We start from the raw sequence: 22,439 nt of genomic DNA, 5'->3' as shown, positions 1-22,439 counted from the left end.
AATGATTTTTAAGATACAAGTTCACATACTTTAAGTTTTAAAGCACGTTTAATTATGCGCTAAGATTTTGCGATTGAATCTGGGGATTTTCCAATAAATGTATGTGCATAAAACCAATATGGACAGTAAAATCAATTGTTCACTTGCACCAAATCCCATAGCTTGAATAAATGTCACCAATAGCGCCGCGCCACTCATTTGAATAAACCCTAAAACAGCAGCGGCTGTTCCTGCTGTATGCTTAAACGGCGACAGTGCTTGTCCTGTACATACTCCCATTAATAATGAGAAGCCGATAGAACTGACAATAACAGGTATCATGTAATTTACAGCTGATGTAATAGTTTCTTGCACAATAAGCAGCCCACCTACACCCATCAGTAATACAAGACCTAATTCAATAGCCCTTTTAACACCTAGGTTCTTGGCGATATGGGGCACGATAATACTGGCAACAATACATACCACAGCGTTAACACTGAACCAAAAAGTAAAATCTTCTTGGCTTAACCCTAATTTATCCATCAGTAAGGCTGGAGCACTGCTGACATAAGCTAAGATTATCGACATCGCCAACATGACTAGTATCGCATGAAAGGTGAACTTAGACTCAGCAAGGACTGCTCGATAATTCGCAAATGAGATTGACTGACTGTTACTGGTTGATGTGGCTGGTCTTGACTCATCGAAAGTGAAATAAATCAGCAAGCCAGAAATCACGGCAAACCCTGCCATAAAGAGAAATGTACTTTCCCAGCCGAAATCACGACTTAAGTGATACCCCAGCACGGGGGCTAAAGCTGGAATGCAACAAATTGCACCATTTAGATAGCTATATACGGCACTACTTTCAGTAGTGTTAAGCCGATCTCGGACACTCGAATAGGCTGTCACCACAATTGAGCAAGCCCCGATACCTTGAAGAAAACGCAAAGCTATGTGCCATTCAAACTGATGAATCATCGACATCAATAATGCGCTGATCCCATAAACAATAATACCACCTAAAGCGATTGGACGGCGACCAAAACGATCTGAAAGCGGCCCGAAGATTAGCTGCCCAATTCCTAAACTTAAAATAAAGCAAGTTATCGTCCATTGCATACTGATCATTGATGTCGACATATTGCTTGCCATTTCAGGCAATGCTGGTAAAAAAATATCAATCGCCAATGGGCTAAAAATCACCATAGGGATAAAAATCATCATTAAACGTAACTTGCTCATATCAACTCCATATCTCTGATAGCCCTATTATATGAACTCAAGTAGTATGAATAGTAATGATTTATGTGAATCCGTATCATTCCACAATGGAATAATGATAGTGATAGAGGGAAGCGTTATGAACCAATCTTTTGATTTAAATCTCCTTAGGGTATTAGATATCCTACTAGAAGAGAAAAGTGTTACGGCGACCTCAATGAGACTCAACTTGAGTCAATCTGCGGTAAGTAAACACTTGGCAAAACTTAGAGAAATGTTCAATGATCCACTATTAACTCGAAAGTCTTCCCGTTTAATTGCAACCCCAAAAGCCATAGAGCTTGCCCATAGTATTAAACCGCTACTTCAAAATGTTGAACAACTCACTCGTCCAAATAAATTTATACCAGCACAGAGTTCAAGACGATTTCATATTGATATGATTGAACTAGCCTATGCCAATATTATTCCTGAGTTCATGCCTGAGATACTGGCTACGGCAAACAACGTTAAAGTAAACATACAAACTTGGGATCAAAATACCATTGAGCAACTTCTCAATTGTGAAATTGAGTTTGGCATCACTTGTCGAGAGCACGATCCTCGCTCTGAATTACATATTGATAGACTAGAGCCAGATTTACATTATGCCGAACTCATTCAAGATCATTCCGTCTGCTTAGTAAGAGAGAACCACCCACTATTGACTCAACCTTGGAATTTAGACACTTTCATTCAATACCGACATATACAAGTTACAGGCGGTGGCGCGAGCCGTTGGGTATTAGATGAAGTATTGTTTCAGCAACAGTTGCATCGTGACATCGCAATTGAAATGCCTGATTTCCAAGGAGCATTTCGTCTATGTGAATTCAGTGATCTATTACTTTGTGCACCGTATCGGCAAGTACAAGAGATGATTCAAATTCATAAACTGAAAGTACTTCCATTACCCATCAACATTATTCCTGGAGCATTTTTCTTGATCTGGAATCAGCACTTTGAACATGATCTTGGCCATAAATGGTTAAGAGAGCTGATTATTAATAATTTAAAAAAACAGCCACCTCCTAGGGTCTGTTGATCTTTCGTGATTGTTTTTGCAGCGATAAATTGGTTATTTTATGCAAGGTAGAGTTTGTGAGGTATGGTTATTATCGACATACAAAACTGTCGTTACTTCGTTTCCAAATAAGAAAACGATAACGCAGCACCTTTTATTTAGAAAGAGCTACCAATTTACGCTCTCTCTTTTTTCGATGCTTTTGAGCATTCACTGTTCTGTGTTGTGACCAGCTCACTTAGATGGCTAAGCATCACTGCTCACGCCTTGAACCTAAAAACATCAGTTGAACGCTGAGTATATGAGTAATTGTTTGAGTCAATAAGATGACTTTATCATCATGGCTTTCACCCAATGAGTGAAGTGATCTACGCTCACAAGCTTGCTAAAATGACTGCTATCTGTGTTGTAACTTTTGCAAGTAGAATAACTACTTGCTGCAAGCTACGCCTTACTATCAGCCATTTTTTCTATGCTTGAGAACGCAGTCAACTGATGTTTCTAGGTTGAACAGATAAATGCTCAAATAGCATAAAATTTAATCCTGAAAAATCAACAGCCTCTAAGATAATCCATAGTTCAACAAGCATAAATAATTGAAATGCAAATTCATTCCAGTTTTGGCAAAATAGAACTGAATTGAACAAAATAAAAACATAATGAATGAGAATAATAATGAACAAAATTTGGATAAATAGCCTATTAGCAAGCATACCCTTGTTAATAAATGCCCCGATGATAAATGCTCATGCAATGGAAACACACATGGATGGTAATAAGTCTCCGCTTACGATCGAACGTTTTAATGCTTCTCCAGCACTCGCCGGTACGAGCCCAAGAGGACTAAAACTCTCGCCAGACGGTAAGCGTGTCACTTATCTTGTGGGTCGTGCCGATAACCAAAGTTTTTATGATTTATGGCAAATGGACGTCGCAACTCAAAAGACCAGCATCTTAGTAAACGCTGACAAGTTGGCTGGTGGAGAACTTTCAGATGAAGAAAAAGCAAGACGGGAACGTCAGCGCATCTACGGCCAAGGTATCATGGAATACGATTGGTCTGCTGACAGCAAAGCGGTCTTAATTCCCTCAGCAGGCAAACTTTATTATTATTCACTCGCCGACAAAAAGGTCACTGAACTTGCCACTGATGAAGGTTTTGCCACAGATGCACGTTTATCACCAAACGGACGGTTTGTCTCTTTTGTCCGTGATCAAAATTTATTTGTCCTCGACTTATCAAACAATAAACTACAGCCTCTTACTAAAGATGGTGGCGGTGCGATTAAAAACGGTATGGCTGAATTTGTCGCTCAAGAAGAAATGAGCCGCTATACCGGTTATTGGTGGTCTGATGATGAATCAAAAATTGCTTTTACCCGCGTTGATGAATCCGACGTCGAACAGGTAACCCGTAACGAAATTTATGCGGATGGTATTAAACTTACTGAGCAACGTTATCCTTATGCGGGCAAAAATAACGTAAAAATTGCATTAGGTGTTGTTAATATCGGCTCTAAAAAAACAATTTGGATCGATTTAGGCAAAGAGCAGGATATTTATCTGCCTAGGGTCAAGTGGCTACCAGGAAGCGAACAACTGTCATTCCAATGGCAAAGCCGTGATCAAAAAGATCTACAACTTCGAGTAGTTTCAACCAACAAGCCTGACTCATCACAAGTGCTGGTTACTGAACGCAGCAAAGCGTGGATCAATCTTAATAAGGATTTATATTTCTTAGAAAAACAAAATGCCTTTATTTGGGCCTCTGAGCGTGATGGATATCTTCATTTATATTTGTATGACCTCAATGGCAAAGTAAAAACTCAATTGACCCAAGGAGATTGGGCAGTTGATAACCTAGAGCATGTGGATGAAGAAAATGGCTGGGTTTATTTTAGTGGTCGTAAAGATACACCAACTGAACGCCATTTATATCGTGTTCCTCTTATGGGCGGCGAGCCAGAGAAGATCAGCAGCAGATCGGGTATGCACAATGCTGTGTTTGCAGAAGAAAAGAGCGTTTATCTCGATTATTTTAACAGCTTAACTCAGCCGCCTCAGATAAGCCTGCACGACGCTGTTGGAGAAAAAATAACATGGGTTGAACAAAATGCTGTTGTAGAAGGTCACCCTATATTTGACCATTCAGGTCTATGGCGTACTCCTGAATTTAACAAACTTAAAGCTGAAGATGGACAAACCCTTTATAGCCGAATCTTTAAACCCGTTCCGTTTGATGCTGCCAAAAAATATCCTGTTGTCGTACGAGTTTATGGAGGACCTCATGCACAGCTGGTAACCAACAGTTGGAGTGAACAAGATTACTTTACTCAGTATCTTGTCCAGCAAGGCTTTATTGTATTTCAGTTAGATAATCGTGGCAGTGCGCATCGTGGTACTCAGTTTGAGCACGCGATATACCATCATTTAGGTAAAGTTGAAGTCGATGACCAAAAAGTAGGTGTCGATTACTTGCGAAGCCTACCTTACGTTGATGGCGATAATATTGCTATTTATGGACATAGTTACGGTGGCTACATGGCACTCATGAGTTTATTCAAAGCGCCTGATTACTTCAAAGCCGCTATATCAGGCGCACCAGTATCAGACTGGCGTTTATACGATACTCATTACACCGAACGTTATTTAGGCAACCCTGTTTCAAATAAAAAAGGCTATGATGCCAGCAGTATCATGCCCTATGTGAAAGGCTACCAGTCTGGTTTGTTGATGTATCACGGTATGGCTGATGACAACGTATTGTTTGAAAACAGCACACGTGTCTACAAGGCGTTGCAAGATGAAGGGAAATTATTTCAGATGATTGATTACCCGGGATCTAAGCACTCGATGCGTGGCGAGAAAGTGAGAAACCATTTGTATCGCTCATTGGCTGATTTTCTTGAAAGACAGCTAAAGTAATGTGGTAAGGGATGTCGCAGTTCAAATAATACCAATTTAAATTTCAACGCTTAATTTGTCATACCTGCGAACGCAGGTATCCAGCGACTTGTGCCCAAATTAACCAAAGACTCTGGACTCCTGCGTTCGCAGGAGTGACGATAAAATTGGTATACATTCTTCCGCCACGTCCCTAAGAAAGGTTAATAATGGGAAATTCAGTACCTCATCAATTGCCCATTTTTTATATCTGACATTGAGCACATCTATTGAAAACCCAAAATTAATGAATAGTTACTCACTTTTGCGTTGTGAAAATGTTCATATCGGTAAATTTTAAGTAAAACACAGATAAAAGGTGATTTTTTATTCAACCTTAACCACATAACTATTCCGCGTGCGCAATGTCAGTTATATGTGTAAACTTATTTTTTGACCCCAAATTCGTTTAGTGCGTCGCAGTTACTAAGGCCCCTGTGCCACCCTAACGATGTTGAAAGCTAACTCATCAACCTAAAAACATCAGTTGAACGCTGAGTATATGAGTAATTGTTTGAGTCAATAAGATGACTTTATCATCATGGCTTTCACCCAATGAGTGAAGTGCTCTACGCTCACAAGCTTGCTAAAATGACTGCTATCTGCGTTGTAACTTTTGCAAGTAGAATAACTACTTGCTGCAAGCTACGCCTTACTATCAGCCATTTTTTCTATGCTTGAGAACGCAGTCAACTGATGTTTCTAGGATAAAGGCCTGAGCAGTACTGGTTACATTACGACTGATGATACTGGTGGAAGTCACTTAGGGAATAATGGTTATGTGACTCATATTGGTAATGAGTTTTTCGCTTGGTTTCAAAGTTCGGATAGCAAAAGTCGAATTAACTTTCTCTCAATTCTTTGCGGTCAACAGCAGGGCTACAAGCTAAATGCTACGGCTTTTGAGTATATGAAAGAGTACAAGCTACCAGAAGTCCAAAGAAAGCAACTTGCCAACCATCCTTGCCAATTTTTTGAAACCAAAGAAAAGTGGGATGCACATCTTAACCAGTTGAACATCACTCGAAAGCACCACATGCATGCCGCTACTGAAGGCGCATTACTAGCGCAAGCTATTGAGATACACTCCATTGAATCACTGGTTGTTGTCAGTGACGGTGCTGGTCAATTTAATGTTCTTATTCATGCGTTGTGCTGGGTTCACACTGAACGCTTAGTTTATAAGCTTGTGCCATTGAATGAAGCGCACCGAGAAGACATCAAAAAGGTTAGAGGTGAAATTTGGGATCTATATCGAGATTTAAAACGGTATAAAGCTCAACCACAACCCAGCAAGAAAACAGAGTTAGAAAAGGAGTTTGAGCGAATTTTCACTCAAAAAACCAGTTATTAGCTTCTCAATCAACAACTGAAGCGATTACATAAACATAAATCATCATTGCTTCGAGTATTAGACCGACCAGAAATACCACTTCACACCAACGACAGTGAAAACGACTTAAGGGAACATGTAAAGAGACGAAAAATCAGCGGTGGGACGAGAAGTGATTTAGGGCGACAATGTAGGGATACATTTTCCAGTCTAAAGAAGACTTGTCGGAAACTGAAAATATCGTTTTGGCAATATCTTCAGGATCGACTTTCAATGAGCAATAGTATTCCATCCTTGGGAGAATTGGTGCTAAAAAAAACGAGGGCTGCCACGGGTTATTGAGAAATTACCAAAAATGTATTTAACATTATAATATGGTTGTTGTTTTATGACGTGAACATACTAAAAAGTGTGCTCGCTAGTATCAAGTTAATGGCTAGACTCGCTCAATACTATCATTCCTGAGTTGAATTTATCCTCGATAAACTCAAGTTCAAATTCATCTTTGAGAAAACTTATCATTCCATTTTTTAACGTATTATTGCCATGGTATCCAGTTATGATCGATTTTATGTTGGGTTCATTGTTTTTTTTGTGGTAACAAAATAAGAGTTTTGCGAAAACTAATGGAACACCTCGAATATGTGTACCATTGTCTGAATGTCCTTCGAAGATTTTATCCATATGCAAATTGATACAGTGATTCGTTAAACCAACATTTTTTTTATAAATTCCTTGTGTTATCCCTTTATCAATCATGCTTGCGAAATTATCTTTTTCCAGCGGCGCAAGTTGAGTGTGCATTTGTGAAAGAGTACTCATGTTACATTTGTTCATTATTTTTTCTAAACACCATATTCCAGTATCAAATTCCTTAGCCTTAATACATACTTTAATAAAAGCATTGTAAATGGCAACATCAGGCTGGATGCCCCAATGCTGCATTAAGCTGGCTGTACCTGTATCGCCCAACACCAATGATTTGGCTTCGGCATAACGCCCCGTTTCAGCGCAGGCTGTCAGCAAATTAATGCAGGTGATTGAATCTGCCTTTAGTGGCAAATGAGGTGCCATCACGGGCTTATCACCGCACACCAGTTGCCAAACACTATCAAACTGGCCAGTTTTAGCGCATACCGTGATAAAAGCATTGTAAATGGCAACATCAGGCTTGATGCCCCATTGTTGCATTAAGCTGGTTGTAACTGTATCGCTATCGCCCAACACCAATAATTTGGCTTCGGCATAACGCCCTGTTTCAGCGCAAGCAACCAGCAAATTCATGCAGGTGATTGAATCTGCCTTTAGTGGCAAATGAGGTGCCATCACGGGCTTATCACCACACACCAGTTTCCAAGCACTATCAAACTGGCCAGTTTTAGCGCATACCGTGATAAAGGCACTGTAAATGGCAACATTAGGCTCGATGCCCCACTGCTGCATTAAGCTGTCTTTAGCTGTATCAGCATCACCCAACACCAATGATTTGGCTTCTTCATAACGCCCCGCTTCAGCGCAGCCAATCAGCAAATTTATACAGGTGATTGAATCTACCTTTAGTCGTAGATGAGGTGCCATCAAGGGCTTATCACCACACACCAGTTGCCAAGCAATATCAAACTGGCCCGTTTTAGCGCATACCATAATAAAGGCACAGTAAATGGGAACATTAGGCTTGATGCCCCACAGTTGCATTAAACTGCCTGTAGCTGTATCGCCATCGCCCAACACCAATGATTTGGCTTCTGCATAACGCCCCGTTTCAGCGCAGGCCGTCAGCAAATTCGTGCAGGTAATTGGATCTGCCTTTAGTGGTAGATGAGGTGCCATCACGGGCTTATCACCACACACCAGTTGCCAAGCACTATTAAATTGGTTGGTTTTTGCGCAAACCGTGATGAAGCCACTGTAAATGGCAACATTAGGCTTAATGCCCCATTGCTGCATTAAGCTTGTTGTACCTTTATCGCCTAACACCAATGATTTGGCTTCTGCATAACGCTCCATTTCGGCGCAGGCAATCAGTAAATTCATGCAGGTGATTTGATTGGCCTTTAATGGTAAAAGAGGTGCCATCACGGGTTTGTCACCACACACCAGTCGCCAAGCACTATCAAACTGGCCAGTTCTAGCGCATACCGTGATAAAAGCATTGTAAATGGCAACATCAGGCTTGATGCCCCATTGTTGCATTAAGCTGGCTGTAGCTGTAGCGACATCGCTCAACACCAATGATTTGGCTTCTGAGTAATGCCCCGTTTCAGAGCAGGCAGCCAGCAAATTTATGCAGGTAATTGAATCTGCCTTTAGTGGTAAATGAGGTGCCATCACGGGCTTATCACCACACACCAGTTGCCAAGCACTATCAAACTGACCCGTTTTAGCGCATACCGTGATAAAGGCATTGTAAATGGCAACATTAGGCTTGATGCCCCATTGTTGCATTAAGCTGGCTGTAGATGTAACTGTTGCTGTATCGCCCAACACCAATGATTTGGCTTCTGTAAAACGCTTCATTTCAGCGCAGGCCGTCAGCAAATTCATGCAGGTGATTGGATCTGCCTTTAGTGGTAGTTGAGGTGCCATCAATGGGTTATCACCAAGCACCAGTTGCCAAGCACTATCAAACTGGCCAGTTTTAGCGCATACCGTGATAAAAGCATTGTAAATGGCAACATTAGGCTTAATGCCCCATTGTTGCATTAAGCTGGCTGTAGCTGTATCGCCCAACACCAATGATTTTGCTTCGGCATAACGCCCCGCTTCAGTGCAGACCGTCAGCAAGTTCATGCAGGTAATTTGATTGGCTTTTAATGACCAATGAGGTGCCATCACGGGCTTATCACCACACACCAGTTGCCAAGCACTATCAAACCGGCCAGTTTTAGCGCATACCGTGATAAAGGCGCTGTAAACGGCAACATCAGGCTTGATGCCCCATTGTTGCATTAAGCTGGCTGTATCGCCATCGCACAACACCAATGATTTGGCTTCTGTATAACGCTCCATTTCAGCGCAGGCCGTCAGCAAATTCATGCAAGTGATTGTATCTGCCTTTAGTGGCAAATGAGGTGCCATCACGGGCTTATTACCACACACCAGTTGCCAAGCACTATTAAATTGACCCGTTTTAGCGCATACCGTGATAAAGGCATTGTAAATGGCAACATTAGGCTTGATGGCCCATTGTTGCATTAAGCTGGCTGTATCGCCATCGCCCAACACCAATGATTTAGCTTCTGCATAACGCTCCATTTCAGCGCAGACCGTCAGCAAATTCATGCAGGTGATTTGATTGGATTTTAATGACAAGTGAGGTGCCATCACAGGCTTATCACCACGCACCAGTCGCCAAGCACTGTCAAACTGGCCGGTTTTAGCACATACCGTGATAAAGGCATTGTAAATAGCAACATTAGGCTTGATGCCCCATTTTTGCATTAAGCTAGCTTCAGCGGCATTGCCTAGCACCAATCTTTTGCCATCTGAAAAATTTAGATTCAACTTAATTAATTTCAGTAATAGTATGCATGTTTTCGATTCATAGGACGATTTAAATCGTGTTATGTCACTAAAAATGCCGTCGAAATTAGATGAATGGCTGTCAGGAAACTCGGCCGCTTTGTGTAACAATTTATGGATTAACCTTATGTCCCATGATGTTTCCATGACCTGTTTGTCGTTTTTTAGGCTGTGAATGATTTCAATAAGCTGCGAAAGTTTAGTGCAACCACCAATTAATGTATTTAACTCAACACCCAGTTTATTTTTGCTTTTCTGTTTAAGTTTCCAAGAGTGAATAAGCGCACTGGTCTGAGTAAAAAAGGGATCAGGGGAGGAAGGTGGTTGCTGTATTTGCTTGGTATATCGAGAGCTCGATTTTGGAGTAATAGAGCGGGACTCAGTTGCAAAACGTCGGCATGGATTACTTGGTCTCTTACAATAATGAGCATCTTGTGTACGAGAGTAAGAGCGAGTCGACGATGATTTATTGTTAAAAAAATCATACAAATTTTGTCTATCGGTTTTGCTTAGTCTTTGATAACACTGTTGTAAGTATTCATCACCATCAAACCTTGAAACCTCAAATTTTAGATAGGATACGGCTTCGCTAGGGTATTCTTGGAGACTTTTGAGCATGAATCTATATATTGATTGTTGCTCAGCAGGAGTGCGCACTGTCGCCATCACATTACTCATTAAGTGAGTGAATTAACAAGCTAAGAAATAACGCACTGAAATGATAAATACAAAAATATTCAGCTTTAAGGCATTCTATAAATGTATAACAGAAGATTATCCACCGCACAGGGGAGCCGGGTAGTGGGCTAATTTAGTGGTAGGCATGAATATCAATCCCAAATTCTACTCGATTGATTAACAAACCTATTACCGTATCGTGCATACTTTCTAACTTTGAAAAACAAATCGTTCTTCGTGCTAACCTTTTAATCCAAGTTCTAAAATTGAGGTTTTTCCTCTCAATCTTTTGGGTATTAGTTTTTCCTACTTCATGCTGTTCTGTTGGCAAATTACGCCTATACGCACCCCAGTCATCGGTATAATATTTCTTTATGCCTAGTGGCTCGAGCAATGTCTGTAACTCTTTGAACGCCTCGTCTGTTCTTTTCCCCAAGACATAAGCTACAACTGTATTCGTACTATGGTCTATGGCATGCCATAGCCACCTCTGGTTAACCTTTTTACCTACAAATGACCATTGCTCATCGATCTCTGCTTCTTCCCAGACAACTCTATATCGATTTCAATGTTTGAGTTGCTATCTCTTTGAGTGTAATTAGGATTTACGTGGACAATGCTCTTTTCTTTTTTTTAATGGCGTTTATCACTGTATTCTTGTGTATATTTAACACTCTACCTGTATCCCTTATTCCGCTACCATTAAGTACCATGTCAATGGCTGTTTCTTTTACTCCATCTTCCCAAGCACGCTTAACATAATGAAGTAAGAATGTTTTTTTCGGGCACTCAGAGTTGGTACATAAATATCTTTGCTGCCCCTTTGGGCTTTTTCCTGCTTTTGATATTGAAGTACTTTGACAGTGAGGGCATTGAACATCTACAGAGTGACGCATGATATTCTCTAAAATAAATGAAACTAGAGTGCAACCATGATAGATCAATTCACTGCTTCAGCCCGCTACCGTCGGTTTTTTGTTTCTGAACTATTCGTTCACTTCACACAGCCTAATTATTACACAAGCTGCTTACAGTAAGTACGCTCATCGATTTCTTGTATTTCAGTGGTTATTGAAACCTCATCGTAATTTAACCCTTTAAGCTGTTCAACAACACTTTGCACTAAATTTACTTTTTGTTCGTACCCTCTACCAGACATCATTCTTAACGTAACATGAATAAAAGCACTGCGTTTAAATCCAACTTGATAATGTGAAAAAGGTTGAGCCCTTACTTTGATGTCTTGGCTCTCAAACAGTCGGCTCGTCAATGCTCCTTTAAAAACAGCCTCTACGAGTATAGAGGAATTAAAATCATCAGAATGCTCAATAATGCAATGTGGCACTGTGTAGTCCTATGAATTTGATAAAATTGACTTGTTTATATCGCCTCATAGTACCTTATTAAACATCCGAATCTAAATGGCTTTGATGAGTTAAGGGAGGGAACAGTACAGCTCATTGGAGTTAACACATTGAATTTATATAAAATCAAACAAGTAACCTAGGGATCTGCTCAAAGTGTTGAAAAAATCTTTGCGTTATCTCTCAAGCTTCACGGGAAAAACGCAGAAGATGGCATTGTTTATGTGTGTTTATGTAAATTGTACTGTGCAAGAAAAATCCATCACTCATCTTGCTGATACTACGTTTGCCGTTGGGGTCAGCCATCAAATTAATAAGCTCGTCAAAGCTTGTGGAATACAGCTAAGGAGTTTACAGTGCAAAAAACTAAGGAAATAATGCCGTACTTTATGCATTCAAAGATGGTGCTTTTAAAAATAGACTAATTATTAAAATAAAAAAGAGCTTCAATTTTCCTTACTTAGCTCACACTCAAATAGAGCCGTTAAATTGTTCCATTCCATCATAAATATTTAAGCAGGAGTTATGTAAATGCCAAATGCTAAAAAATACTGCCGTGGTGGGTTAACGATTCACTACAACCCTGAATTCCCTGCAGCGCAGCTGCTTTTATCCGCACACGGTTGTCAAGGGGGAACTCCATTTATTATTCCCCTCTATACACAAATCTGGTTTTATTGCCCAGATGGAACGGCTCTTAGGGACATCAATGTTCTCAATTTCAGCAAGCTGGACACTCACCCTTACGAAATATATTCAAGTGGCGCATCATGCCCAAACTATGATCTCAGCAATTTCGAAGATCCTGATGAGATGGTTGATCTCTCTCCTGTTTGGTTTGGAAGCTGGGTTAAGGCTAAAAATCAGGACATGGAGAATTTCGGGTCATTGCCTGAAACACGACCTGTTGCCTTGGCCACCATAGATAAGCGTCCTTGGTATTCTTTTAATTCAATGACACTTAAAGACGTCGTCATGCAACTGGAGCAGGAAAGCAGTGAGTTCAGTTACAGCGCTATACTCTGCGCCTTTTGCCGCTGCTCAAGCCTTACCCTTTTTAAACCTAGTGGCCATGATTGTATTAGCAATTTAGAAAAAAACATTCGTACTTACAGCGCTCCTAAATAAAGCTAATACCAATTACAGTAATTAAATTCCCAGCTCAGAGCTATGTATGTGTTCAAAGTACAAGTGAAATTGATGAAGACATAGTTATTACCGACATACAAAACTGTCGTTATTACATTGCTACGTTGAGACAGTCTTGCGTAGTAATTTGGACACATACAAGCTCCCGAAGGGCAAGGCTATAGGATTCCATTACTAGGTTACAAGTTTTTGAATTATCCTGACAAAAGCACTAAGTGCGTTGTACGCCAGTTTTGTATGGCGGCCGTAGGGTATATAGTACTTCAAACTTGCGCCTTGTACTGAAATCCTTTAGCTCTTGCTGAGGGGGAAGTTAATTACTGTAATTGGTATAACTGGGGATTTTGTCTGCCATTTTTCTTTATTTATTGATGGTGAACCTTTCCATCGCTGCGTTATCCCAATAGTTGCCTCGACGACTCATACTTTGCATAATATTAAGCTCATTTAACGTGACTTATTCAAATTGATATTTACCATTAACTGTCACTAAAGGTAATAAAATTGAGATTCAGATCATGTCTCTTGTAGCTGCAGGCATATTTAGACCACAAACTCAATTTCAACAAATTGTCACTCATTTTGAGTTCGTCAGTGCTACATTAAACGTCAACAAAGTAGAAGCTCAAAAGTACTTATTATTTTTAAACTCTGGTTTTGACCCAAATTATGCGTTGTTTTGTGCCTACAGTAATTTGTCTTCTGAAGAATTGAAAATTATTCATTTAAAATTTTTTACTACGGCTGACACAATGATGGAGCTATTTAGTGAAAAAATCATTACTCATGAAGATGTCGACAAAATGGCTTGTAGTATTATTCGAAAAGAAACCTCTCCTTTAAATGGCATTTTTATTATCAGACAAATAAAAGAAGTTTGGAACAACAGTTCTAACGAATTCACAGGGCGAGTTTTTGCTACATTTTTCAAAAACTGCTCAACAAGTAATGACTTTTCAAGCGCGCAATATATTTGGTTAGAACTCACAAACCCTAGCTCAAAGTATTTTCCAAAATTCTGTGCATGCACCTCATATATGGCTGTCTGCAAAGCACAAAATCAATTTGAACAGTACATGAATATACTCCTAACTATGCTTTCAAAAGGAATGGTACTTGAAATAAGAGCGATAAATGAAGCCTTACTCTATATGACTGAAATGCGTGATTTTGAACATTTGAATGAAATTATCGCGTATATGAGACGCCAGAAAATCAAACCAGAAGCTAAAACCTATGCTTGTTTATTCACTATATGTAGACATTCTCGTAATCAGCCCTTAGCACAAGAACTCTGGGGCGAGTCAAAAGAATGTTTATTAAATAGCCACTCTGAAACAAATTTGGGAATTGTCGCAATTAATGCATTTATAAACGCTTGTAGTACTTTTCACGATTATCACTCGGCTTTTGATGTGTGGAATTGGATTGAAGGTAATAAAGTCGAATTCAATTTAAGAACGCTTAACTCACTGATAATGTCATGCAATTGTGCTGAACACCTGCCATTTGCTGATTTTTTACACAAAACCATTACTGTTAAAAATTGGCAGCCAAATTGGTTCACTTACAGCAATTATCTGACCGCTTGTGTTCTATCTAAAAACATGAGTCGTGGTAAATTAATAGGGTGTGGGTCTTTTAAAACGACGAAGTTATCCACATCTGTATAACCTCTGTTTGGATTGCTTTTTGTGATACTCCCAATACTTTTCAATATCACCACTCGATCTTAACGACCTAAGTTTTAATATAGCTTCTGCACCTTCAAGACTCCATCTCGCTCCAGTGATATCCAACCTATCATTAATCAGATGACGACAAGCTCCCTCAATGACACCGCTAGCAATTGGGAAACCTTGCTCTAACGCTTTACCGTATTCTAATCTTGATTTATTTCTCAATAGATAACCGATGCACTTATTAATGCCTTCTCGTTGTTTTAATTTCCGTTTTGTTGCACTGATCCCAAGGCCTTTTGCTACTTGTGACGCATTACCTCGTAAGATTTCAGTCGCTCGCTTTTCTATCCAATCTTCGACTTCTGGATCATCTTTTTCAAATAAGCACCACGCCGCTTTCCAGAGATATTCAAGCACATGGATGAAATCCATGACCACCGTTGCATTGATGTTGAGTTTCTTCATCACCCGATAAATTTGTTTTAGCTGATGAGGATGACCATCAACGAGTACAACCCACTGACGGCTTTGAGTTGGGTCTCGTTCCAGAGCTTCTAAAAATGCTTCTTCAATCACAGTCGCAGCGCTTCTTTCTACGCTTGCCCACACACGTTTATTTCTTGGTGGCACACGTAATGGACGAACATTTGAATTATCGTTTCTAGACATGATTGATTCTGGGGTACGATGCAAAGGCTTGGTGGTGTATACCGCTGCAACTTCTGCCATTCGTTTGCGGTCTTTTTTTTCTCCAGCACTTAGGCGTCCTTTGAGCTTCTGTTGTTTCGCTGCTTTTTGCGTGCCCTCTCTCAAGCTATTAGGTTGCATAACGATGCCTTTTCCATCCATAGTCAATACCAGTAAATCAGATGTATTTTCTGGCTTAAGGTATCTCTGCTGGAGATAAAAACCATCAAAATCTTGTGCAATATCCTGCACAATTTGCCTTGCTTGTCGCTTGGGCACGTGCGCACCTGTGGTGGTATCTATTGAGCTTACTGCATCATCATATGAGCCTTTGACTGCTTCTGTAGCGAGTCTTAGGCGTACACCATCAGAGTATTTATCTTTCGAAAGATTCAGCTCACCATCCATTGGAAACACGCTATCACACCGACGTTGACTGTAACCTTTTCGATGCATCGTTACGGTACCAAATAAACTTTCTAAGTTTCGTTTGCAGTTATTTTTCAAATGATTCAATGCAATGTCACGGTTGGAACAAACTTGCTGACGGGGCTCTTCAGCAGTTTTGATATCTAAGAAACCCTGTAATAAACACCGCAACAACTCAGTTCCTTCGGTATCGATATAGGCTTCAACTTCTCCATGGCTCTCTTGCTTAACTTGCTCGTCTTCGAGGTGCGAAATAATACGTTCAAATTGCAATTTGGCTTCAGAAAAGAATGAAAATTCGAGTGAGTTTGAGTATGCTAGTTTCATGAAAGGAGCCTTTTTATATACTTGTTGTGTGTGGAAACTGATAAGTACTATAAAATTGCTCCTTTCGCACCATTTATTAAACCCATCCAATTGATAATTAATGATCTTTTCATGGTTTTCGTCGATCAAAAAGATCTACACCCAAATTAATATGGCAAGAAGCTCAGTCACAAAAAGCATTTACTCCCAACATTCTTCTTCATGGGAAATTCCTTCATTTATGCCTTGCTACATCAAACTTTCGTGAAGGAAAAGCTGCTTGGGAAGCTATCATAGCTTGCCCTACATTAGCTAAAGATCTAACCGTCATAGGCATTCAATTTTGTTCTGAAATGGCCTACCTGAGTAAAGACATTGACTGGATCCAGTCAATCGTAGAAGAAGGTCTCAAATATAAGTTGTTTCTGACCAATCTTGGTATAATAAATAAAGCACTCAACCTTCATGCTAAATATATTTATCAAAAACTTGAAGATGAAGCAAGCAGCGGCATTTCACTATACGTTGCTATGGTGTTGATTAAACATCACATAAAAAACAAAACGGATTTTCAACAAGTAATAACAGGAAAAAACAATGGCGTGGTGCTTAGAGATAATCTCTTTCCATTCCTTAAGGAATTCTTTAAAGATGTAGAACTTTCGAAAGACCAAGGTTCAATTATCGTTACTAACCCAACATATTGATTTTGCTTTTTTATTAAAACATATGGCTCTGAAGCAAACTTCCTTCAGAGCCACTACTTACCTTAAGGATCTAGCGATTTAAAAAGTACCAAGCTTTGTCATACCAGCGACTTTTATAGAAAAAAGCAAAGGCACTAGGGTCTGTTGATCTTTCAGAATTAAATTTTGTGCTATTTGAGCATTTATCTGTTCAAGGCGTGAGCAGTGATGCTTAGCCATCTAAGTGAGCTGGTCACAACACAGAACAGTGAATGCTCAAAGGCATCGAAAAAAGAGAGAGCGTAAATTGGTCGCTCTTTCTAAATAAAAGGTGCTGCGTTATCGTTTCCAGCCTGCGCTGGAGTGACGAGAACTCATCGGTATACTTTCTTCCGCAACTTTCCTTATCCGTCTAACTTAGCCAGCTCAGTTTTTTGCTCTGTGAGTTTTTCCATATCACGTTCAAGGTCGGCTAACTTAGCTTTTTCTTTATCGATAACGGCTGCTGGCGCTTTAGCCACAAAGCCTTGATTAGAAAGTTTGCCATTAATGCGTGAAACTTCTTTTTCGAGTTTCTCAAGTAGCTTATCAATACGTGCTGTTTCAGCCGCAACGTCAACTAAACCCGCCATTGGAATCAAGAGTTCAAGGTCGCCGATTAAAGCCGTTGTCGACATAGGCGGAGTTTCATCATCAGCAAGTATGGTCATTGACTCAAGGTTCGCCAACGTATTGAAAAACGTTTGATTAGCTTCAACACGTGCTTTATCTTGAGCATTCACATTCTTAAGCAACGCTTTAAGTGGTTTAGATGGTGCAATGTTTAATTCAGCACGAATATTTCGTACCGCTACAATCACTTGTTTAATCCACTCTAAATCATCCATGGCTTGTTGGTCGACTTGCTTAGCATCAAACTCAGGGAATGCTGCGAGCATGATGGTTTCACTTTCCACATTCGACTCTGGGTTTAGCATTGGTTTAACACGTTGCCAAATAGTTTCAGTGATGTACGGCATGATTGGGTGCATTAAGCGTTGCATAGCTTCCAATACGGTAATCAAGGTATGACGAGTACCACGCATTTGGGCTTCTGTACCACTTTGTAACACAGGTTTAGTCAACTCTAAGTACCAGTCACAGAACTGATTCCAAGTAAATTCATACAAAGTATTTGCGGCTAAGTCGAAACGATAAGCCGCCATATGATCGTCAAATACTTTTATTGTGTTATTAAATAATCCAGTGATCCAACGGTCGGCTAGAGATAGCTCCATATCTTGATTTGAACCAAAGCCGCAATCTTCGCTTTCTGTGTTCATCAGTACGTAGCGAGACGCATTCCAAAGCTTATTACAAAAGCTGCGATAGCCATCAAGACGTTTCATATCCCAGTTAATATCACGTCCTGTTGAAGCCATTGCTGCTAAGGTAAAGCGAAGCGCGTCTGTGCCGTGAGCTTCGATTCCTTCGGCAAATTCTTTGCGAGTGCTTTTTTCTATTTTCGCAGTCAATTTAGGTTGCATCATGTTGCCAGTACGCTTACTGACTAAGGACTCAAGATCGATACCATCAATCATATCGAGTGGATCAAGTACATTACCTTTTGACTTCGACATTTTGTTGCCCGCTTCGTCGCGGATAAGTCCTGTGACGTATACAGTCTTAAATGGTACTTGTGGTTTGCCGTCTTCATCTTTAATAAAATGCATGGTCATCATGATCATTCTGGCAACCCAGAAAAAAATGATATCAAAACCGGTTACAAGCACATCAGTTGGGTGGAAGGTTTTTAAGTCTTCCAGATTATCTGGCCAACCTAATGTTGAAAAGGTCCATAAAGCCGAGCTAAACCATGTATCAAGTACGTCGTTATCTTGATTTAACACTACTGAATCATCTAGCTTATGTTTGGCGCGGACTTCAGCTTCATCTCGACCAACATAAACTTTACCTGAGTCGTCATACCAAGCAGGAATACGATGTCCCCACCACAACTGACGTGAGATACACCAATCTTGGATATCACGCATCCATGAAAAATACATGTTCTCGTATTGCTGCGGAACAAACTTAATCTCACCGTTTTCAACAGCTTCTATCGCCGTTTTCGCCATTGGCTCAACAGCGACATACCACTGATCGGTTAACAAAGGTTCAATAACTACACCTGAACGATCACCATAAGGGACTTTTAACCCGTGTGGCTCAATTTTTACTAACAGACCTAAAGTTTCAAATTCGGCAACGACAGCTTTACGGGCCGCAAAACGATCTAGACCGGCATAACGTTCAGGTAAAGAACCATCTATCGTACTATTACTCGTGCCATCGGTATTAACCACTTCTGACACGCTACGGATTGCCGCATCAATAGTAAGAATATTAAACATTGGCAGGTTATGACGCTTTCCGACTTCGTAATCGTTAAAGTCGTGTGCTGGCGTAATTTTTACACAGCCAGTGCCAAATTCTTGATCCACATAATCATCGGCAACAATAGGAATGCGGCGATTAACAATTGGTAGGATAATAAACTTACCAATCAAGCTTTGGTAACGTTCATCATCTGGGTGGACAGCAACCGCACTGTCACCGAGCATAGTTTCTGGTCGAGTAGTGGCAATTTCTAGATAATCTTTACCGTTTGCGGTTAATGCGTCATCGGCTAATGGATAACGAAGGTGCCACATTGAGCCTTGTTTTTCTTTGTTTTCAACTTCAAGATCTGAGATCGCGGTGTGCAATTTAGGATCCCAATTCACCAAGCGTTTACCACGGTAAATTAAGTCATCTTCGTACAATTTTACAAAAACTTCTTGCACGGCTTTTGATAAGCCCGCGTCCATAGTAAAACGTTCACGATCCCAATCAACTGAAGCCCCTAAGCGGCGAAGTTGTTTAGTGATAGTGCCGCCTGATTCATTTTTCCAGTCCCAGATCTTGTCGATAAACGCATCACGACCAATATCATGACGCGTTTGGCCTTCTTCAGCATCAAGCTTACGTTCCACCAACATTTGGGTAGCGATACCAGCATGATCGGTACCCACTTGCCATAAGGTATTTTTACCTTTCATGCGTTGGTAACGCGTCAAGGTATCCATAATAGTATCTTGAAACGCGTGCCCCATGTGCAGGCTGCCCGTCACGTTTGGTGGCGGGATCATAATGGAATAGTTGCCCTTGCTAGTATCGCCGTGGGGCTTAAAATAACCTTGTGCTTCCCAATTTTGGTAAAGCGTTTGTTCTATAGACTGAGGATCGTATGTTTTTTCCATGGAAATATTCTTTCTCAAACAAATTTAAATGCATCTTTGGCGAGATCTTGAGTTTGTAACTCAATACTCATTCCGCGATATTGGCGATAACGTTCACGAGCCAGCGTTTTTTTAACGTCATCTGCAGCAACAAAATCGATAATTTGGCTGAAGTTTACCGCAAAAGCAGGGGCTTGGTCTGCAAGATTTATCAATAGGTGTCGAATCTGTTGCGGTCCTTGTGGATCGTAACCAATTTCTACTGGTGATCCTCCTTGAGGACCACTCCCTTTTAAGTTGTGTGGCACAAAAGCACTGGCTTCGAAGCGCCAAAGCAATTCATCAATTTGGTGTGCATCTGTACGATTGCCACAATGCACATAAATCCGTAATTGCTTTTCATAATAAAAATGAGCTAATTGACAAGCGAACCCTTGCAGAGCTTCAATTGCATCTAGATTCTCATCGGGTTCCATTAGATAAAATGTAGCTTGGCTCATCTATTCTTGCTCCTTAAAAATAAAGGCGAAGCTAATGCTTCGCCTCATTTCATTGCTAACCTGCTAGCCTTTACTCTCCGAGCTCAACACCTGAACGGTTAATCAAAAACTGAGTTAAAATCGGTACAGGACGTCCGGTAGATCCTTTATTTTGACCACTATTCCATGCACTACCAGCCACATCTAAATGCGCCCAGTTGTACTTTTTGGTAAAGCGTGACAAGAAACATGCAGCTGTTATTGAACCTGCTGGACGACCACCTAAGTTGGTGAAATCGGCAAACGGGCTATCCAACATATCTTGATATTCATCCCACAACGGCATACGCCACGCTCTATCGCCACTTTGCTCACCAGCATTCAACAATTCATGTGCTAATGGGTTGTGTGATGAAAACAGGCCTGAAGCATGCTTACCCAATGCAATCACACAAGCGCCTGTTAAAGTTGCAGTATCAACAACCAATTCAGGATCGAAACGCTCAACATAGGTTAATACATCACAAAGTACTAAGCGGCCTTCTGCATCTGTATTCAATACTTCAACTGTCTGTCCTGACATTGTTGTTAAAATATCGCCAGGGCGATAAGCATTACCTGATGGCATGTTTTCACAACCAGCTAAAATACCGATTACATTAATTGGAAGGTTCATTTCGCATAGTGATTTCATGGTACCAATAACACCTGCGGCGCCGCCCATGTCATACTTCATTTCGTCCATACCTTCACCAGGTTTCAACGAAATACCACCCGCATCGAAAGTCAGTCCTTTACCCACTAAAACTATCGGCTTTTCGGTGTTATCTGCAGCGCCTTTGTATTCCATTACAGTCATAATAGACTCATTGGCACTACCACGACCAACCGCAAGGTATGAGTGCATACCCAATTCAGCCATTTGCTCTTCGCCAACAGTTGACACCGTTAGGCTATTATAGGTTTCGCCCATTTGACGAGCTTGAGAGGCCAAGTAAGCTGGATTACAAATGTTCGGTGGCATATTAGCCACGTCACGGCAAAGCTTCATGCCTTCTGACACTGAGTTACCATGTTCAATCGCACGCTCACCTGCTGGTAATTCGCGTCGAGTTGGGACATTAAAAACGATTTTCCGCAATGGACGACGTGTTTCATCTTTAACCGATTTTAACGTATCAAAGCAATATAAGCTGTCATTCGTGGTTTCGACCGCTTGACGCACTTTCCAATAAATATCGCGCCCTTTCACGTGCAGTTCTGATAAAAAGCATACGGCTTCCATCGAACCAGTTTCATTTAAGGTATTAATAGTTTTAGCGATGATTTGCTTGTACTGGCGTTCATCTAATTCACGCTCTTTACCACAACCTACTAATAGGACACGTTCACTCAATACATTGGGTACGTGGTGTAATAGCAACATTTGGCCTGACTTACCTTCAAGATCGCCTTTGCGAAGTAAGTTGCTGATGTAGCCATCGCTGATTTGGTCAAGTTGCTCAGCGATTCCAGATAGACGACGAGGTTCATAAACACCGACAACAATACATGCAGAACGTTGTTTTTCTGGGCTACCACTCTTTACGCTAAACTCCATGAGCACTCCTAGATTCTTAAATACAAAAATTATAATTTAATTACACGTGAAT

The 22,439-nt window shown here is 40.6% G+C and carries 15 protein-coding genes and 2 pseudogenes; 7 read left to right on the top strand and 10 right to left on the bottom strand.

Annotation, left to right across the window (positions count from 1 at the left end):
* Positions 1–48: 48 nt before the first annotated feature.
* Positions 49–1,227: a multidrug effflux MFS transporter gene (locus E2I05_RS03070; protein ID WP_121853962.1), complete on the bottom strand. Its 1,179-nt coding sequence runs from the start codon at positions 1,225–1,227 to the stop codon at positions 49–51.
* A gap of 118 nt (positions 1,228–1,345) precedes the next feature.
* Here E2I05_RS03070 and E2I05_RS03065 point away from each other — a divergent pair, with 118 nt between their 5' ends.
* The 4 genes from E2I05_RS03065 (at position 1,346) to E2I05_RS22925 (ending at position 6,887) form a co-directional block, all read left to right on the top strand.
* Entirely contained in the window at positions 1,346–2,290 is a 945-nt protein-coding gene (locus tag E2I05_RS03065; protein ID WP_121853963.1) for a LysR family transcriptional regulator, read from the top strand.
* Positions 2,291–3,004: 714 nt separating this feature from the next.
* Complete coding sequence (locus E2I05_RS03060) at positions 3,005–5,194, top strand: S9 family peptidase (protein ID WP_243641090.1); 2,190 nt, start codon at positions 3,005–3,007, stop codon at positions 5,192–5,194.
* Positions 5,195–5,993: 799 nt separating this feature from the next.
* Positions 5,994–6,566, top strand: a complete 573-nt coding sequence (locus E2I05_RS22250) for a hypothetical protein (RefSeq protein ID WP_207805340.1) — start codon at positions 5,994–5,996, stop codon at positions 6,564–6,566.
* A gap of 15 nt (positions 6,567–6,581) precedes the next feature.
* Entirely contained in the window at positions 6,582–6,887 is a 306-nt protein-coding gene (locus E2I05_RS22925) for an IS66 family transposase (RefSeq protein ID WP_376707888.1), read from the top strand.
* An 87-nt stretch (positions 6,888–6,974) separates the two neighbouring features.
* On the opposite strand, the gene E2I05_RS03050 is transcribed toward E2I05_RS22925, so the two are convergent.
* From E2I05_RS03050 to E2I05_RS03040, 5 genes and pseudogenes are all read right to left on the bottom strand, one after another.
* Positions 6,975–10,733, bottom strand: coding sequence for a pentatricopeptide repeat-containing protein (locus E2I05_RS03050; protein ID WP_165905581.1), 3,759 nt, complete (start codon positions 10,731–10,733; stop codon positions 6,975–6,977).
* Between the two features lie 145 nt (positions 10,734–10,878).
* Positions 10,879–11,277, bottom strand: coding sequence for an IS1 family transposase (locus E2I05_RS22920; protein ID WP_425325194.1), 399 nt, complete (start codon positions 11,275–11,277; stop codon positions 10,879–10,881).
* Positions 11,278–11,350: 73 nt separating this feature from the next.
* A pseudogene (locus E2I05_RS22915) lies at positions 11,351–11,437 on the bottom strand (IS1 family transposase); the annotation flags it as partial.
* Positions 11,438–11,515: 78 nt separating this feature from the next.
* Positions 11,516–11,617, bottom strand: a pseudogene (locus E2I05_RS22910) (transposase); the annotation flags it as partial.
* A gap of 143 nt (positions 11,618–11,760) precedes the next feature.
* Positions 11,761–12,090: a 5-carboxymethyl-2-hydroxymuconate Delta-isomerase gene (locus E2I05_RS03040; protein ID WP_121855242.1), complete on the bottom strand. Its 330-nt coding sequence runs from the start codon at positions 12,088–12,090 to the stop codon at positions 11,761–11,763.
* A gap of 550 nt (positions 12,091–12,640) precedes the next feature.
* Between E2I05_RS03040 and E2I05_RS03035 the strand changes: the two genes are divergently transcribed.
* Together E2I05_RS03035 and E2I05_RS03030 are read left to right on the top strand one after the other, a co-directional pair.
* On the top strand, positions 12,641–13,237 hold the full coding sequence (locus E2I05_RS03035; RefSeq protein WP_121855243.1) for a putative adhesin: 597 nt from the start codon (positions 12,641–12,643) through the stop codon (positions 13,235–13,237).
* Positions 13,238–13,776: 539 nt separating this feature from the next.
* The gene (locus E2I05_RS03030) at positions 13,777–14,931 is read left to right on the top strand and encodes a hypothetical protein (RefSeq protein ID WP_121855244.1); all 1,155 of its coding nucleotides are present in this window, start codon (positions 13,777–13,779) and stop codon (positions 14,929–14,931) included.
* Here E2I05_RS03030 and E2I05_RS03025 read toward each other — a convergent pair.
* Complete coding sequence (locus tag E2I05_RS03025) at positions 14,914–16,383, bottom strand: ISKra4 family transposase (RefSeq protein ID WP_133309465.1); 1,470 nt, start codon at positions 16,381–16,383, stop codon at positions 14,914–14,916. The two genes, E2I05_RS03030 and E2I05_RS03025, sit on opposite strands and share 18 nt — an antisense overlap.
* A 332-nt stretch (positions 16,384–16,715) precedes the next feature.
* Between E2I05_RS03025 and E2I05_RS03020 the strand changes: the two genes are divergently transcribed.
* Positions 16,716–17,069, top strand: a complete 354-nt coding sequence (locus tag E2I05_RS03020) for a hypothetical protein (protein ID WP_133309464.1) — start codon at positions 16,716–16,718, stop codon at positions 17,067–17,069.
* A gap of 383 nt (positions 17,070–17,452) precedes the next feature.
* On the opposite strand, the gene E2I05_RS03015 is transcribed toward E2I05_RS03020, so the two are convergent.
* The 3 genes from E2I05_RS03015 to pepA all read right to left on the bottom strand — a co-directional run bounded on the left by E2I05_RS03015 (position 17,453) and on the right by pepA (position 22,387).
* The gene (locus E2I05_RS03015; protein WP_133309463.1) at positions 17,453–20,329 is read right to left on the bottom strand and encodes a valine--tRNA ligase; all 2,877 of its coding nucleotides are present in this window, start codon (positions 20,327–20,329) and stop codon (positions 17,453–17,455) included.
* Positions 20,330–20,343: 14 nt separating this feature from the next.
* Complete coding sequence (locus tag E2I05_RS03010) at positions 20,344–20,808, bottom strand: DNA polymerase III subunit chi (RefSeq protein ID WP_133309462.1); 465 nt, start codon at positions 20,806–20,808, stop codon at positions 20,344–20,346.
* A 70-nt stretch (positions 20,809–20,878) separates the two neighbouring features.
* A complete protein-coding gene (pepA, locus tag E2I05_RS03005) occupies positions 20,879–22,387 on the bottom strand; it encodes a leucyl aminopeptidase (protein WP_133309461.1) in 1,509 nt (502 codons plus the stop codon).
* Positions 22,388–22,439: the final 52 nt, after the last annotated feature.

Source organism: Parashewanella spongiae, assembly GCF_004358345.1.
GTDB lineage: Bacteria > Pseudomonadota > Gammaproteobacteria > Enterobacterales > Shewanellaceae > Parashewanella > Parashewanella spongiae.
Note: the sequence above shows the minus strand (reverse complement) of the source record. Positions and strands in the feature narration are given on the sequence as shown.